The 15,494-nt window shown below is 40.3% G+C and carries 15 protein-coding genes; 2 read left to right on the forward strand and 13 right to left on the reverse strand.

What is annotated here, in order from left to right:
- The first annotated feature begins 709 nt into the window (after nt 1–709).
- Nucleotides 710–2,566 (forward strand): beta-N-acetylhexosaminidase, encoded by a 1,857-nt coding sequence (locus OK025_RS04345; RefSeq protein ID WP_317668461.1) that lies wholly within the window; start codon nt 710–712, stop codon nt 2,564–2,566.
- Nucleotides 2,567–2,746: 180 nt separating this feature from the next.
- On the forward strand, nt 2,747–3,223 hold the full coding sequence (locus tag OK025_RS04350; RefSeq protein ID WP_317668462.1) for a GAF domain-containing protein: 477 nt from the start codon (nt 2,747–2,749) through the stop codon (nt 3,221–3,223).
- Between the two features lie 132 nt (nt 3,224–3,355).
- On the opposite strand, the gene OK025_RS04355 is transcribed toward OK025_RS04350, so the two are convergent.
- The 13 genes from OK025_RS04355 to OK025_RS04415 form a co-directional block, all read right to left on the reverse strand.
- Complete coding sequence (locus tag OK025_RS04355; RefSeq protein ID WP_317668463.1) at nt 3,356–3,958, reverse strand: hypothetical protein; 603 nt, start codon at nt 3,956–3,958, stop codon at nt 3,356–3,358.
- A gap of 31 nt (nt 3,959–3,989) precedes the next feature.
- Complete coding sequence (locus tag OK025_RS04360) at nt 3,990–5,210, reverse strand: hypothetical protein (protein ID WP_317668464.1); 1,221 nt, start codon at nt 5,208–5,210, stop codon at nt 3,990–3,992.
- 124 nt (nt 5,211–5,334) lie between these two features.
- Nucleotides 5,335–6,237 carry a WD40 repeat domain-containing protein gene (locus OK025_RS04365; protein ID WP_317668465.1) on the reverse strand — a complete coding sequence of 301 codons (903 nt, stop codon included), beginning with the start codon at nt 6,235–6,237 and terminating at the stop codon, nt 5,335–5,337.
- Between the two features lie 300 nt (nt 6,238–6,537).
- Nucleotides 6,538–7,122, reverse strand: coding sequence for a bifunctional phosphoribosyl-AMP cyclohydrolase/phosphoribosyl-ATP diphosphatase HisIE (hisIE, locus tag OK025_RS04370; protein WP_075990989.1), 585 nt, complete (start codon nt 7,120–7,122; stop codon nt 6,538–6,540).
- A gap of 124 nt (nt 7,123–7,246) precedes the next feature.
- Complete coding sequence (gene hisF, locus OK025_RS04375; RefSeq protein ID WP_317668466.1) at nt 7,247–7,999, reverse strand: imidazole glycerol phosphate synthase subunit HisF; 753 nt, start codon at nt 7,997–7,999, stop codon at nt 7,247–7,249.
- Between the two features lies 1 nt (nt 8,000).
- Nucleotides 8,001–8,753 (reverse strand): HisA/HisF-related TIM barrel protein, encoded by a 753-nt coding sequence (locus tag OK025_RS04380; protein ID WP_317668467.1) that lies wholly within the window; start codon nt 8,751–8,753, stop codon nt 8,001–8,003.
- A gap of 12 nt (nt 8,754–8,765) precedes the next feature.
- Nucleotides 8,766–9,365 carry an imidazole glycerol phosphate synthase subunit HisH gene (gene hisH / locus OK025_RS04385; RefSeq protein WP_317668468.1) on the reverse strand — a complete coding sequence of 200 codons (600 nt, stop codon included), beginning with the start codon at nt 9,363–9,365 and terminating at the stop codon, nt 8,766–8,768.
- A 1-nt stretch (nt 9,366) separates the two neighbouring features.
- Nucleotides 9,367–10,506: a bifunctional histidinol-phosphatase/imidazoleglycerol-phosphate dehydratase HisB gene (hisB, locus tag OK025_RS04390; RefSeq protein ID WP_317668469.1), complete on the reverse strand. Its 1,140-nt coding sequence runs from the start codon at nt 10,504–10,506 to the stop codon at nt 9,367–9,369.
- A 4-nt stretch (nt 10,507–10,510) separates the two neighbouring features.
- On the reverse strand, nt 10,511–11,569 hold the full coding sequence (hisC, locus tag OK025_RS04395) for a histidinol-phosphate transaminase (RefSeq protein ID WP_075990985.1): 1,059 nt from the start codon (nt 11,567–11,569) through the stop codon (nt 10,511–10,513).
- 227 nt (nt 11,570–11,796) lie between these two features.
- Nucleotides 11,797–12,708, reverse strand: coding sequence for a ribonuclease Z (locus tag OK025_RS04400; RefSeq protein WP_317668470.1), 912 nt, complete (start codon nt 12,706–12,708; stop codon nt 11,797–11,799).
- A gap of 2 nt (nt 12,709–12,710) precedes the next feature.
- The gene (locus OK025_RS04405; RefSeq protein ID WP_046672339.1) at nt 12,711–13,091 is read right to left on the reverse strand and encodes an STAS domain-containing protein; all 381 of its coding nucleotides are present in this window, start codon (nt 13,089–13,091) and stop codon (nt 12,711–12,713) included.
- A 33-nt stretch (nt 13,092–13,124) separates the two neighbouring features.
- Complete coding sequence (locus tag OK025_RS04410; RefSeq protein WP_317669756.1) at nt 13,125–14,075, reverse strand: phosphoribosylaminoimidazolesuccinocarboxamide synthase; 951 nt, start codon at nt 14,073–14,075, stop codon at nt 13,125–13,127.
- Nucleotides 14,076–14,190: 115 nt separating this feature from the next.
- Entirely contained in the window at nt 14,191–15,156 is a 966-nt protein-coding gene (locus OK025_RS04415; RefSeq protein WP_046672338.1) for a PhoH family protein, read from the reverse strand.
- Nucleotides 15,157–15,494 lie beyond the last annotated feature (338 nt).

Here is a 15,494-nt window from a genome sequence, read left to right on the forward strand (position 1 = left end):
CTTAGATAACGGATACCTACTGCTAACGCTATAACGCAAAGATATAAAGGAACCTTCGGGTTCCTTTGTCATTTCCCGGACCTCAGTTTTGCAATAAATCGAGGCCTAAAAGGAAGCATCACAACGGCGATTTATTCTTTACAAAGGCATAGCAATTTCCTTTTTTCCCCTTTGACTTTTAGCTTCAGCAAACGGATATTAAATAGGAACCAAATCCGGTCTTTTGACATTGCTTGTTCAGTGATCGTTCAGTGATCATTCAGTGCTTGCTCAGTGATCAGTCAGTGTAGACTGAATAAACACTGAATGATCACTGTCTAAAAACTGTTTTAAAATTGTGATTAATCCGAACTTGGTATCAGCCATTATGGCCATCTTTAATATGGTATTTAAGGGACTGTTACCAGAAAAGCAAATTCCGTTGTGCCCGTTACTGAACAGCTGCTCAGTAGAGCACAGGTAGATACAGTTAAAAGACATAAATTTTTTCACCTAGATTTAGCTACTATTTCCCGAAGTAAAAAGCCCCTCTTTAACAGGCTAAACAAACGATTGATCTACCCTAAAAACGCGATCACACAAACTACTTCTAAGTGGCCAAAAACACTGTAAGCAGTGTTTTCATACCCTATTTGTTACATTTCCTCTTTGCTAAAACGTATTTATTCACCTATTTTTAGGACTTCTTATTTCAGTTATAATCTCACGCATGAAGAAACTATTTTCACTTGCGCTGGCTCTAAGTATAGGAGCAGCAGTATTTGCGCAAGAAAAGAAAGATGCTACCTTGAACATTGTGCCATTACCGCAACAGGTTCAAATTAAAAATGGTACGTTTAAAATCAACGCTAACACCAAAATCGCCTTTGATAGCGAAGAGGACAAAAAAGTTGCAACGCTGTTTCAGGATTTCCTAAAAAGCAACTACAATCTCACTTTATCAGTAGTGAAATCAGCGAGCAGCAATACGATCTATTTCTCCTCCAAAAACGCAAAATCCACTAATGCTGAAGCGTCTGAACTTAACATAAGTTCAGACCGCGCAACTATTAGCGGAAAAGCTGCCGGTCTATTTTATGGTATGCAGTCGTTGATCCAACTGCTACCTGTAGATAAAAAGGCCAGCATAGAAATTCAACAAGCTTCCATCCAGGATGAACCTCGTTTTGCCTATCGTGGATTACATCTCGATGTTGGCCGTCACTTCTTTCCCGTGGAATTTGTAAAAAAATACATTGATATTCTGGCATCTTACAAATTGAATACATTTCATTGGCATTTGACAGACGACCAAGGCTGGCGTATAGAAATCAAATCACATCCAAAATTGACTCAAATTGGCGGTTACCGCAAGCAAACACTGCTGGGTAACTACAAGACAGATGGCGATTATGACAACACACCTTATGGTGGTTTCTATACCCAGGACCAAATCAAAGAAGTGGTTGCCTATGCAAAAGCTAAATATGTAACGGTTATACCCGAAATCGAGATGCCTGGACATGCATTAGCAGCACTTTCGGCTTATCCAGAATTGGGCTGTGGTGATAAGCCAGGACCTTACACAGCTGCTCAGACTTGGGGAGTGTTTGACGATGTATTCTGTGCCGGAAAAGAAGAGACATTCAAATTGTTGGAAGATGTAATTGATGAAGTCATTCCCTTATTCCCTAGCGAATATATCCACATCGGTGGTGATGAGTGTCCAAAAACGAGATGGAAAACATGTCCATTTTGTCAAAAAAGAATCAAAGATAACAACCTCAAAGATGAACACGAGTTACAGAGCTATTTTATCCAACGTATGGAAAAATACATCAATAGTAAAGGTAAACGTATCATTGGATGGGATGAGATCTTAGAGGGCGGTTTAGCGCCTAATGCGACGGTCATGAGCTGGAGAGGCGATCAAGGCGCAATTGATGCAGCCAATCAAGGTCACGATGTGATCATTATGGCAAACAGCTATGGTTTATATTTTGATCACAAACAAGGTCCTGATCAAAACAGAGAACCTTTAAGCATCGGCGGACTTTCCACATTGAGCAAAGTATATTCGTCAGACCCAATGCCTAGCAAAATTGCTGAAACCAACAAGAAACACGTTTTAGGTGTACAAGCAAATATTTGGACAGAGTATATTGGATCATCAAATAAAGTCGAATTTACAGTGCTGCCACGCGTGTTGGCGCTTTCTGAAATTGCCTGGACACAGCCAGAGAAAAAGAACTGGAAAAATTTCTCAGAACAGCGTGCAGCAAATCAGCTGGCTAAACTTGACCAAACCAATACGTTCTATCGTGTACCGGAAGTATATGGCATAACAGATACCACTGTATATGCTTCGGAATATACGATCAAAGGTTTGAAACCATCTGTTGAAGGGGCCAAAATTTATTACACATTGGACAACTACGATCCTTCAGAATTGGATTTAGAATATACAGGTCCAGTGAAAATTACGGTTCCTAATAGTAAGGAACGTGTTTTCAAAGCCGTTGTTGTAACGCCTTCCGGCAAAAGAAGCAACTACATTCGGGTGAATATTATCAACACCAAGAAATAATAACATTTGCCTGATAAGAAAGCGCTAATATTCTGTTAACTTTGAACAGCGTATTAGCGCTTTTTCATTTCATGCAGGTTGGCACTCAATATGCCGTGAAGCTTTCCGGACAGGCAAAACATGCTTGGCAATTGTAATCCTGATAGCAAATGCATGATTATTTTTTATACATAGATTTTTATGGCAGAGGATTTACAGATAGCTAAAGGTAGCAAAGAAGAACAATATCAAAATTTACTTCCTCAGATTGGAGGACTTTTACAAGGCGAGCCTAATCAAATTGCCAATTTGGCTAACATCGCTGCAGCACTGAAAGAACAATTCAATTTTTTCTGGGTTGGTTTCTATCTTGTTGATGGAGACGAGCTCGTATTAGGCCCTTTTCAGGGACCCGTTGCATGCACACGTATCAAGAAAGGCCGTGGCGTATGTGGGGGTGCTTGGGCACAGGAAAAACCATTGATTGTTCCTGATGTGGAGCAATTTCCGGGACACATTGCCTGTAGTTCGCTCTCGCGGTCCGAAATAGTGTTACCCGTTTTTAAACAGGGACAGATTATCGGTGTGCTGGACGTTGATAGCAGTGAATTAAATAGTTTTGATGAAGTCGATGAGAAATACCTTACGCAGGTATTACAGCTTTTAGACAGCGAATAAGTAAGCTCCACAAAAAGAGTGAAATAGCGTTAGTATCGGCCTAGATTTGAAAAACGAACCCTATACTTACGCTATTTTTTTACATTTCATGCTATCGACACCTGTTAATACAAAAAAACATCCGATCGATACCTAAAAACCAAATCCTACCTGTAAAGTAAAACGGTGCAGATCATATTTTTTATCCATTTGTGTTGTTCCATATCCTATGCTCGTGTCTGGCAAACTTCCTGAGGGTCGCGTATAAGTCTCCTTTCGGCTATAGTGCTGATACCGGTATCCCGTTGCCAAAGACCAATATTTCGCTGAATTCTTAAATTTAAAGCGCCAACCCAGCTGTGGATTTACCAACAAGCCGCCCTGATATTCATATTTTAAATTGTTCTCTACTAGATTTTTATTCAAGAAAGCAAAACTATAGCCTAAATCCAATCCTGCAAAAAAACTACGTTTTCTGTCAGGGAATTCCACATAATTCACTTTGGCTGAGAGTGGTAAAAACCATTTTGATCCTTCATTGCTTACAGGATACCTATCCACCCCTGTATTTAAACCCAGAGCAATATTTTCATGGAGCTGCACCCCATGGAATGTATGCAGACCAAATCCAGATTCGAGAAAAGCTGGGCCATAAGTAATAACCGAAAATTCATTATGATTTGTATATTTTTTTGTTTGGGCATCAACAGTTAAATACCCGAAGAGAGCCAAAATGGCAATCGAAAGTCTTTTCATATCAGAATAATGAAGCGCTTGAAATAGTTTCTTAATTGGATCTAATAACAGGAATAATGCTCAATTCATTCAATTTGGCTTTATTGCTATAATCGTATTGATGTACACCTTTTTCTCCAACAACGATCAGCGATTTTGGTCCAGCGATAACATCCATGCTCGTCAGATCTTTGTGAGTTTCTAAAAGCTTATTACCTATTTGGCTGACATCACTGGCATCGAATGACTTCAATCCAAATTTTCCATCACAGACATATAAGGTTTGGTCTGCTAGCGCCAGGCCATAGGGGTTCTCCAAAGTGAAGGTATTTTTCAACATCGGTTTTCTCAGATCTTGAATATCGATAACTTCCAACAAATTCTGCAGTCCACCACATACCACGCCTGCACGTAAGGTTACAAAGGCATATTTCTCATTGACAACGACAGGATCACAGGCACGAATATGTGCATAACGTGACAGTTCTACGGGAGCAGATGCCGTCGTGATATCATAAATCACCATGCCTGTATTGGAGCCGATAAACAGGCTGTTTTTAAAAGGAAAAATTGTTTCGATACCAGGGCCTACTTTGATATCCTTTACATAGGCCGGTTTACTTGCATTCTGTACGTTAAAAAGGTGTAATGTTGTTTGATCTACAGCATACAGGTGTTTATTGGCAATGGTAAATCGCGCCATAGATCCTCCTTTTCCAGATCCCGAATTGGTCTCATTATACACAATATCTTTTCGGCCATAGGGTGAATATTTATCTTTTTGGCTATAGCTTACCAGACTGTCCCGGAATCCTGTAATGATGCGATCGGCAGTGTTATTGAAGTAATCCATTTGAAGCAACATCTTAAACACATCCTTATTCCGTGTCAATAATTTGGGAGATGCAGGGTTTTCAAGATCGAAGGTCAACAGATCTGTAAAACTATCAGCATACAGTTTTCCATCTAGAACCGCAAGATCCACATTGCCAGGGATACTCAGGAACGATATCGCCAGAGGTTTTGACGGATCGACATTATTAAAAATATGAATACCTTTCCCCGGCTCATTAATAAACAGGTAATCTTGATAAATATAGATCTTTCCAGGTTGAACAATTGTGGTAGGACTACTTACGGGATTAGCTTTAGCCCGTATACTTTCCATTGTTTCAAATATGGGCACGCGAGCCAGGTACATTCCTTTACTTTCGATTTTATCACAGCCCGAAAGCGCTATACAGCCTAATAAGATAAGCCAAATTCTTTTCATAAAATATAACTATAAGGTCAATTAAATTTATAATTACCATAGTTAACGATATAATTATGAATTCGCTACAGAAGAAATCTATTTTTTTAACTGCTCAGTTAGTCCGTACCTTCTGCCCAATCTTTTATAAATGAAATTCCCATACCTTCACTAATTTGTCATCGCCGACACTAAAGAAATATTGTCCATTTTCGGACCATGCACCTGCGTTTACAGATAAATGATGGCCATCTTGCATCTTCTCGCGACTTATATTTTTCAATAGTGCGAAATCGGCTGTGGACCAAAATTTTAACGATTTGTCCCGACTGACAGTTGCAAAAATTGGTGCTTTAGGATGAGGATATATTCCGTATACGGTAAAAAGATGTGGTACAAAGGAAAAATGAGTTGTCAATTGATTTGGGTCTGAAATCACCAATTGCGCATCCCTCCCCCCACTTAGCAATTTATTATGGACAAATGCCAGCGACGTTGCGGGCATACTATGCAATTTTGATTCAGTAATAACATGAAAGTCAGCACTGTCCAACATATAAACTTGTCCATCTTTATCGCCCAATGCTATTCGTCCAAGTCCTTCATCAATTGCAATTGCTCGAATTGTTGTTGAGGATAAACGTTTTTCGTAAATATTTTTATACGTTTCCAAATCAATGACATACAATGTACCCTCTTCACCTACTGCCAGAAGCTCATTTTTCCAGGACATATAAGCCAATGCAAAAATAGCTTTGGTGCTTAGTTGTATGCTTGCTACAAGCTTTTGCTCTTCTACATGTACCAAAAGCAGCTTGCCTTCGCGCAAGGCTATGGCTAGAATGGGCGTTCCCGATATCATCCGTAAAGCGTAAACCGATGAACTTACCGCGCAGAGAATACGTTTAAACGCATTGTTTTCAATATCCCATTCAACAACACCCTTGTCGTTACCAGCGGTAAAAAAAGTATTCGGGTGGTAGCCCTTTTCTACACAAAAAATAGGGTTTTGATGTCCTGGTAATGTTGATTTTAATGTAATATCCATAGTAATTTCGGTAAAACTCATTCTCTATCCAGATCGCATAGTTCATATCTATTTTTTTATGCTGTAGGATTAAATTTTCCGCCGACCGAACTGTGATCCGCTAAAGATCAATACAGCAATACATAGTGTTCGTCGGTAGAAACAAGAAGTGCAGTATATCCACAAATATACTGCACTTCTTAGATTATTTTGTCATCTTAGCTTAAAGCCTTTTCCCGGCTCCGGATTTTATTCAACGGTGTTGCCATCATCCGATTTTAAGTGAGCTAGGAGCACGAGGTAAGATGTGCCATCAGCGACCTATTGATGTCTGCTCTCGAGGTTTTTCGCAATTGTTTCCAAAGAAAATCCTTTCTCACGCAACAATACGATCAAATGAAACAGTAAGTCTGAAGTTTCATTGATAAAATCAGTATCTGTTTCTGTCAATGCTGCAATTACTGTTTCTACGGCTTCCTCGCCAACTTTTTGCGCAATCTTATTGATACCGCGAGAACGCAGGCGATTGACATACGATTCGTCAGAAGGGTGTTCATAGCGATGGTTGACAATACGCTCTAACTCCAACAGAAAGTTTTGGTTGAAGTCCGTACTGAAACAGCTTCTGCTCCCGGTATGACAGGTCGGCCCCATTGGTTCTGCTTTGATCAAAACAGTATCTTTATCACAATCAACATGGATGCTTTTTACATTCAAAAAGTTTCCACTCTCCTCTCCTTTTGTCCAAAGGCGATTTTTGCTGCGGGAGAAAAACGTAACACGTTTTTCTGCTTGTGTTTTCTCCCAAGCTTTCTCGTTCATATAGCCTAACATCAACACTTCCAACGTTTGGAAGTCCTGCACAATCACTGGAACGAGGCCGTCACTTTTTGCAAAATCTAACATGATTTTAGTATTTCAATTTTTAATTATTTTCGAAGAGCCATGAGCTCTCGTTTAACTTCTCCGGACTTCATTCAGCAAGTGTATGACTTACTGCTCTTTGCTCATCGGTCTTCAATCCTGTTTCCTATCTTACGACAATTCCATTTTGACGCAAAGTAGCTTTAAGATCGGGAATCAATATTTCACCATAATGGAAGACCGATGCCGCCAGGGCAGCATCCACGTTAGCTTGTTGAAAAACATCCACAAAATGCTGTTGATTACCAGCTCCGCCAGAAGCAATCAGTGGAATATGAATCTGGTCGTTTATTGTTCTTAAAAAACCATTGTCAAAGCCATTTTTTGTTCCGTCATGATCCATTGAGGTCAGCAGGATCTCTCCCGCTCCACGTTCCTGCGCTTCAAGAATCCAATCTGCTGTGTTCAATTCCGTCTTAATACGTCCGCCACTCAGATGGACAAAATGCTGACCTTCGATGGACCGGGTATCGACAGCAACCACAACAAATTGTGCTCCAAAAGCGGCTGCCATCTGATTGATAAGATCGGGGTTACGTACCGCCGCGGAATTGATGGAAATTTTATCTGCCCCTGCATTCAACAGGATGTCAGCATCTTTAATTTCATTGATACCACCGCCGATTGTAAAAGGAATATTCACCTGACGTGCGACCGCTTTGACTAAATCAATTGTCGTTTTCCGCTCCTCATGTGTCGCTGTGATATCCAGAAAAACGAGTTCATCAGCCCCTTGTTGAGAATATTCATAGGCCAATTCAACGGGATCACCCGCATCGCGCAGATCCACAAAATTGACTCCTTTTACAGTCCGCCCATCCTTGACATCCAAACAGGGAATTATACGTTTTGCCAGCATTTTAAAATCTGATTAGCGATTTTAAATTCCAATCTTTGATTTCATCGATCGAGATTCTATTTTCATAGATTGCTTTACCAACGACAACAGACTCTACTCCGCCCAATTCCTGAAGTTTCTGAATATCATCCATTGAACTGATTCCGCCAGAAGCAATTAACTTGATAATTGGAGAATGGCTCAACAACTTTTGGTACAATTCAACACCTGCACCGCCCAATTTACCATCTTTACTAATATCGGTACATAAGAACCTAAAGAATCCTAAAACCAAGCATTTATCAATATATTCGATCAATTTGATTGGCGAGCTTTCCAACCATCCGGAGTATTTGATAACTTCATCCAATACGTCAATTGCGATAACGATGTGGTCTGCATATTTTACTTTACCTTCGTTCAGTGTAGCCAGTTCCTCCAAGAATGAAGGATTTGTGATTGCCTGTGTTCCGACAATAACGCGATAAACACCTGCATCTACCAATTCTTTAACCTTTTCTATGCTTCTAACACCACCGCCATATTGAATCTTCATATCCGTCTTTTGGATGATATCAAATAAATAGGCCTGATTGCTGAAGTCTCCTTTTGCACCATTTAAATCAATGATATGGACGAGTTCCGTACCATTTGCACGGTAGGTTTCGATTTGCTCTTCTAAACTAATCGCATACGTTGTAACGTCATTGTAGTTACCCTCTCTCAAACGGACAACTTTTTTGTCCAAGACGTCTATTGCTGGAATGATATACATAGTCGAATATTTTTAATCAATTTGAATAGTTGAAAAATTGAGCAACAGCTGCTCTCCTGCTTTTCCAGATTTCTCCGGATGAAATTGTACGCCAAAGAAATTGTCTTTAGAAATTGCAGCCGAAAAAGGCTGTCCATAGACACATTTTGCCGCGGTATATGTCGCATCGAATTCGATAAAGTACGAGTGGACAAAATAAAAATAAGTCTGATCTTCAATATGTGCAAATAAAGGACTATTTGTTGGCACAGAAACACTATTCCAGCCCATATGTGGTACTTTACCCGACTTTTCGGCATCAAAATGTAACGTCTTCAAAGGAAATAGCTTTAACATTTCGGCATTTCCTTCTTCTGAAAAAGCCGTCAGCAATTGCATACCAACACAAATCCCCAATACAGGCTTTTTTAGCTTTTTGATATAAGGCACCAATCCTGATTCCTGTAGTTTGTCCATTGCTGCGCCAGCATGCCCCACTCCAGGAATGATGATACGATCGTATTGATCGATCTCATCGGCTGTATTGACCATACCATAGGTAAGCCCAACACGATCCAGTGCTGCTGTCAAAGAGAAAATATTCCCTGCACCGTAATTAATAATTCCTATCATCTTACAATACTCCTTTTGTACTTGGCAATTGCATATGGTCGGCATCGCGTCTTACTGCTTTCTTGATAGATTTAGCAAAAGCTTTGAAAATCGCTTCGATCTTATGGTGCTCATTGTCACCTTCCGCTTTAATGTTTAAATTCGATCGTGAAGCATCTGAAAACGACTTAAAGAAGTGGAAAAACATTTCCGTAGGCATATCGCCGATCTTCTCGCGTTTAAATTCCGCATCCCACACAATCCAGTTGCGACCACCAAAATCCAATGCCACCTGAGCCAAACAATCATCCATTGGCAACGTATAGGAATAGCGCTCAATTCCACGTTTGTCCCCTAAAGCCTTCAAAAAGACTTCACCCAGTGCGATACCCGTATCTTCGATGGTATGATGTTCGTCGATATGAAGATCCCCTTTCGCCTTAATGGTCAAATCAAGTGCTCCATGTCTAGCCAATTGATCCAACATATGGTCGAAAAACGGCAATCCTGTTTCGATATCAGACTTACCCGAACCATCCAAATTCAACTGAATAAAAATATCCGTTTCATTGGTTTTCCGATGATGTTCGGCAGTGCGCGTACCCAATTTAAGGAATTCATACACCGTCTTCCAATCTGTTGTCTCTAAAGCTATAACAGTTGAATCTATCGCAAGGTTTTCCAAAGCACCTAATTGATCGTTAGCACGCAGCCAAATTGCCTTTGCACCGAGGTTTTGTGCTAATTTAACATCATTCACACGATCGCCGATGACGAAGGATTGGCTCAAATCGTATTTCGACGTATCAAAATAAGCTCCAAGCATACCAACTCCCGGTTTTCGGGTTTCCGCATTCTCGTGTGGAAAGGTTTTATCAATATGTTCCTCAGCAAACACTACTCCTTCTCCTGCAAACGTATCAATCACAAAATGATGGACTGGCCAGAAATTCTCCTCCGGATGGGAAGACGTTCCTAAACCATCTTGGTTGGAAACCAAGATCAATTCGAAATCCAGCTCCTTTGCGATACGTGGAAGATACTGCAAAGCACCAGGATAGAATTTTAATTTGGCAAAAGAATCGATTTGTTCGTCTTCAGGTTCCAAAATTAATGTTCCATCGCGGTCTATAAACAGTACACGTTTTAAGTTATCAGACATAGTATTATTTATTGATTTGATTAAGTTTTTCTAACAATATTTGATTTTCTGCAGGTGTTCCAACGGTGATCCGCAGGCAGCCTTCACACAGTTCGACTTTGGATCTATCTCTAACGATAATTCCGTACTGAACCAGGTAATCGTAAACTTCACGTGGCTGTTCCATCTTGACCAGAATAAAATTGGCATCAGAAGGTGTAATATGCTGTACATAGTCCAGTTCGAGCAATTCACGCACGAGTTTCTCGCGCTCCGCCACCGTCTCCTTGATCCAGTCATTGACTTGATCAACCTGATCTAAGGCCTCCAATACAATATCTTGTGTAGCCTGGTTAATGTTGTATGGTGGTTTTATTTTATTGTAAACAGCTATAATCTCTTTACTGGCAAAAGCCATGCCCAGACGTAGGGCCGCAAGTCCCCAAGCTTTAGACAAAGTCTGCAAGACCACTAGATTGGGATATTCAGCCAGTTCTTGCGTAAATGACTTGACAGCAGAAAAATTAATATAAGCCTCATCGACAACAACAAGCCCCTGAAAATTATTCAAGATCGTTTCAATATCCTGACGACGGATTGAGTTTCCTGTTGGATTATTTGGAGAACAGATAAAAATCAGTTTAGTATGTGCGTCTATTGCATTGGCAATACCATCCAAATCCAGCTGGTAATCAGCAGTAAGGTTTACCTTTTTGAAAGCAACATCATTGATGTTCGCAGAAACTTCATACATCCCGTAGGTTGGCGGAACTAATATGACATTGTCAACACCAGGGGTACAAAATGCACGGTATAAAATATCAATAGCTTCATCACTTCCATTTCCCAAAAAGATATGCTCTGATGGTACACCTTTTATTTTAGAAAGTTTTGCTTTAACTTGATGTTGGAGAGGGTCTGGATATCGGTTGTAATCATGGTTTAAGGGGGATCCAAAAGGATTTTCATTGGCATCAATCAATATGGATGCCTCCCCTTTAAATTCATCTCTTGCGGATGAATAAGGTACGAGCTTCTTAATATTTTCCCGTAGTAGGTTGTTTAAGTTGAATGGATTATCCATTATAAAAAAATTAGAGCCGTAAACTTAGATAAATTGTTCATCATATGCAATATAATAAGCAATTATTCATAGGCGACTATTGGATGTTCAGTTGCTTTGATCAGCTTGTTCTACCTGATAGTTTGCTTGTATCTATTCGTTTCGGGGTCCTGATTACTTCTCCTCTATCGCTATTTCAGTGGTCTTTACCCGTTAATCGCTAGGATATAAGAGAAAAATCAAAAAAACTAGACGGAAAACCATCTACCTTCCACAGAGAGTTCCGTATTTGGGAATACAGTTCTCGCTTCTTCCAATAGAGGATTTAAATCTCTGTACCGAGCTGAATAATGACCTAATAGCAACTTCTTTGCGTGAGTTTCCCGGGCGATTTCTCCAGCTTCCAGCGCTGTTGTGTGAAACGTCTCTTTTGCGCGATCAACCATATCGTGCAAGAATGTAGACTCATGATACATCAGATTAGCCTTTTGCACATAAGGCAGATATTCTGGCGTCCGTACGGTATCCGAACAATACACATAACTGCGCGATAAGGGAGCAGGAAGGCTCAGGTCGTCTGCACGATATACTGTACCGGTTTCATCGACGTAATCAAATCCTTTTTTGATCATCGGAAAATAGGCGGTAGGTATATTTAATTCCTGCACGACATCGCCCAACAATGTTCGCGCGCGGGGTCCCTCATCAAAACGAAAGCCGGTACAGGCAATACGATGCTTTAATGGAAAAGCACTTACTTTTAATGTTCTGTTTTCAAAAATAACGCCAGGCTGTTCCGGTGAAATCGGATGAAAAATAAGATTATAGCGTAAGATAGTCTCGGAATGCAAAAACTGCACGTCTAAAATTTCCTTTAACGCAGGCGGGCCATACAAATGGAGATCACTTTTTCGGCCGACAAGGTGCATCGATGAAAGCAGCCCCACCAAGCCCAAATAATGATCCCCATGCAAATGGCTAATAAATATATGTCCAATGCGATTACTTTTGATGCCATAGCGGCTGAGTTGCATTTGTGTGCCTTCTCCACAGTCTATCAAAAACAATTGCTCATTAAAGTTCAGCACTTGGCTAGTCGGATGACGATCAAACATGGGCGTCGCCGAGCTATTTCCTAATATCAGAACTTCAAACTTCATAATTAATCCTCAATTGCCCCACGATACTCAGATTCCAATTCGTGTGCAAAGATTAAATCCTCCGCAACCTTTAAAGATGGTGCTATTTTCAGCGATTTATCCAAATGCGACACACGAACCATATCCATTAGCGTTGGACAAAGATTAACCAAAATAAATATGCCACCAACAGACTGACATAAGCGATGGGCAAGTACGCCTAAACGGATACCTACCTCGTCCGTCTGCTTAACGTGGATCATATCCAAAACAATATTCCGTTGTCCAATTGTATTCCGCAACAAAAACTCCCCTTTGAGTTTGGCGGCATTATCCGCGTCAATCACATCGACATGAGGTTCAATGACAATATAGCGATCGTGCTTATCAATGGTATACTTCATTAGTCTATCTCCTTTGTTTGAGGATACAATGTACTAATAATTTAGCGTTTTCAAGGCGTTTGCCACATTTCTTTCCACACGTTCCAGTACGTTTTCCTGATTTGGATACACAAACTTCTCTCCGACTATATGCTCGTATAGCTCAATATAACGTTCAGAAATGGAAGCCACGATCTCATCGGTCATCTCCGGAACGACCTGACCGTCTTTCCCTTGGAAGCCATTTTCGATTAACCATTTGCGAACAAATTCCTTCGACAATTGCTTTTGTGGCTCCCCTTTTTCCTGGCGTTCCTGATAGCCTTCTGCATAAAAATAACGGGAGGAATCTGGTGTATGAATTTCGTCGATCAGCACAATTTTTCCGTCTTTTTTTCCAAACTCATATTTTGTATCCACCATTATTAGCCCTCTTTGCGCCGCAATTTCAGTTCCTCTTTGGAACAACGCTTTGGTATATTGCTCCAATTGAACATAATCTTCCTCGCTTACGATACCTTTTTTCAAGATATCGGCACGTGAAATATCTTCATCATGTCCAACAGCAGCCTTTGTTGTCGGTGTAATAATTGGCTCAGGCAGTTTGTCATTTTCTTTCAGTCCTTCTGGCAATGCCTCACCACATACTTCACGTTTGCCTGCAGCATATTCACGCCAAGCGTGCCCCGACAAGTAACCCCGAATAACCATTTCTACTTTAAACGGCTCACACATTTGACCGATAGTTACACTTGGATCCGGAACAGATACAACCCAATTTGGAATAATATCAGCCGTAGCCTTTAAAAATTTGGCCGCAATTTGATTCAACACCTGCCCTTTATAGGGTATAGGACGTGGGAGTACCACATCAAATGCCGAAATACGGTCTGAGGCAACCATCGCCAAATAAGTATTGGCAATCGTATATACGTCACGTACTTTTCCTCGGTAAAAAGCAGTCTGATTGTCGAAATTGAAATTTGTTTCTTTTATAGCATTCATGTTCAAAGTAAAATTCAAATGTAAGTAATTGTTCATCTATGACTGCGTTTAATGGCATTCATAGATGCAGCGCATTAATTTAAGAGCTCGCTCGGCTCTATTTGCCTTTTAATATTTAAATATCACCATAGGCTTCGAGGATGCGGCGAACCAATTTATGGCGAACCACATCTCCGCCACTGAGGTGGATAATGTCTATTCCTTCGATATTCTCCAATAAACGAATCGAAGTAGACAATCCAGATTGATTTTTTTTCGGTAAATCTACCTGTGTCATATCACCTGTAACGATAAATTTTGCCGTCGGCCCCATACGTGTCAAAAACATCTTCAGCTGCATATCCGTTGCATTCTGAGCTTCGTCCAGAATCACAAAGCAGTTATCTAGTGTTCGTCCACGCATAAATGCTAAAGGAGCGACCTCAATGGTCCGGTTTTCCAGATAACCTTTTAGCTTCTCTGCTGGAATCATATCGTCCAAGGCATCGTAAAGCGGTCTCAAATAGGGATCTACCTTCTCCTTTAAGTCGCCAGGTAAAAAACCGAGATTTTCGCCGGCCTCTACAGCAGGTCTTGTTAGAATGATCCTTTTGATTTCTTTATTGCGAAGTGCCCGAACAGCTAATGCAACCGCCGTATAGGTCTTTCCTGTACCCGCTGGTCCGATCGCAAATAAGATGTCATTTTTCGAAATACTATCCACCATCTTCCGCTGGTTGGCCGTACGTGCACGTACAATAAGACCATTAGGTCCATACACAATCGGTTCGGATCCAAAGGCTGCATGTTTGGCCGCAAGTTCTTTTTCTTGTTGGACTGCAGAACCTGCACTTGCTCCAAGGAGATTTTCAAAATCCAATAAAGTAATGTTGTTAAATTTCTCCAGATGAGCCATGACTTCCTTAAACGATTGCTCAAACAGATCTAATTCCTTCGCGTCTCCCAACACCTTCATTTCACTTCCGCGAGCTACAATCCGCAGTTTTGGGAATTGCTTCTTCAAATAATCGAAGTGCTCATTGTCTGCTCCCCATAATATGGGCAAATTCAGACCATCTAATGCAATTAGTAATTCGTTCAAATTTTATCCTATTTAGAATTAATTAGATTGTAGCCATTACACAATATCGTTGCTGTATAATACTATTCAAAATTAACGTATTCTAACGAAACAACCAAGAATATACACTGTACAAAAGACGATGATTTAGAAGCTCATGGAAACACTCCACAACGACACAAGAAGATTTCATTATACATAAAATCTTCGCTATGTTTGTGTATATCAATCGAAAAAAGAGCGATTCAAAATAAGTTATCCAATTAGCTTTATAAATCATCTGATAAATAGTAATTTTGTCCACTATTTAGATAAATTTAAAGGTATATTTAAGGGAATTCGACAGCAATTCGATCTAG

It is taken from the genome of Sphingobacterium sp. UGAL515B_05, assembly GCF_033097525.1.
Lineage (GTDB): Bacteria > Bacteroidota > Bacteroidia > Sphingobacteriales > Sphingobacteriaceae > Sphingobacterium.

What these genes read in the sequence shown, in the direction of transcription:
- OK025_RS04345 (WP_317668461.1), top strand. Translation starts at nt 710, where the DNA reads ATGAAGAAACTATTTTCACTTGCGCTGGCTCTAAGTATAGGAGCAGCA.
- OK025_RS04350 (WP_317668462.1), top strand. Translation starts at nt 2,747, where the DNA reads ATGGCAGAGGATTTACAGATAGCTAAAGGTAGCAAAGAAGAACAATAT.
- OK025_RS04355 (WP_317668463.1), bottom strand. Translation starts at nt 3,958, where the DNA reads ATGAAAAGACTTTCGATTGCCATTTTGGCTCTCTTCGGGTATTTAACT.
- OK025_RS04360 (WP_317668464.1), bottom strand. Translation starts at nt 5,210, where the DNA reads ATGAAAAGAATTTGGCTTATCTTATTAGGCTGTATAGCGCTTTCGGGC.
- OK025_RS04365 (WP_317668465.1), bottom strand. Translation starts at nt 6,237, where the DNA reads ATGGATATTACATTAAAATCAACATTACCAGGACATCAAAACCCTATT.
- hisIE (WP_075990989.1), bottom strand. Translation starts at nt 7,122, where the DNA reads ATGTTAGATTTTGCAAAAAGTGACGGCCTCGTTCCAGTGATTGTGCAG.
- hisF (WP_317668466.1), bottom strand. Translation starts at nt 7,999, where the DNA reads ATGCTGGCAAAACGTATAATTCCCTGTTTGGATGTCAAGGATGGGCGG.
- OK025_RS04380 (WP_317668467.1), bottom strand. Translation starts at nt 8,753, where the DNA reads ATGTATATCATTCCAGCAATAGACGTCTTGGACAAAAAAGTTGTCCGT.
- hisH (WP_317668468.1), bottom strand. Translation starts at nt 9,365, where the DNA reads ATGATAGGAATTATTAATTACGGTGCAGGGAATATTTTCTCTTTGACA.
- hisB (WP_317668469.1), bottom strand. Translation starts at nt 10,506, where the DNA reads ATGTCTGATAACTTAAAACGTGTACTGTTTATAGACCGCGATGGAACA.
- hisC (WP_075990985.1), bottom strand. Translation starts at nt 11,569, where the DNA reads ATGGATAATCCATTCAACTTAAACAACCTACTACGGGAAAATATTAAG.
- OK025_RS04400 (WP_317668470.1), bottom strand. Translation starts at nt 12,708, where the DNA reads ATGAAGTTTGAAGTTCTGATATTAGGAAATAGCTCGGCGACGCCCATG.
- OK025_RS04405 (WP_046672339.1), bottom strand. Translation starts at nt 13,091, where the DNA reads ATGAAGTATACCATTGATAAGCACGATCGCTATATTGTCATTGAACCT.
- OK025_RS04410 (WP_317669756.1), bottom strand. Translation starts at nt 14,075, where the DNA reads ATGAATGCTATAAAAGAAACAAATTTCAATTTCGACAATCAGACTGCT.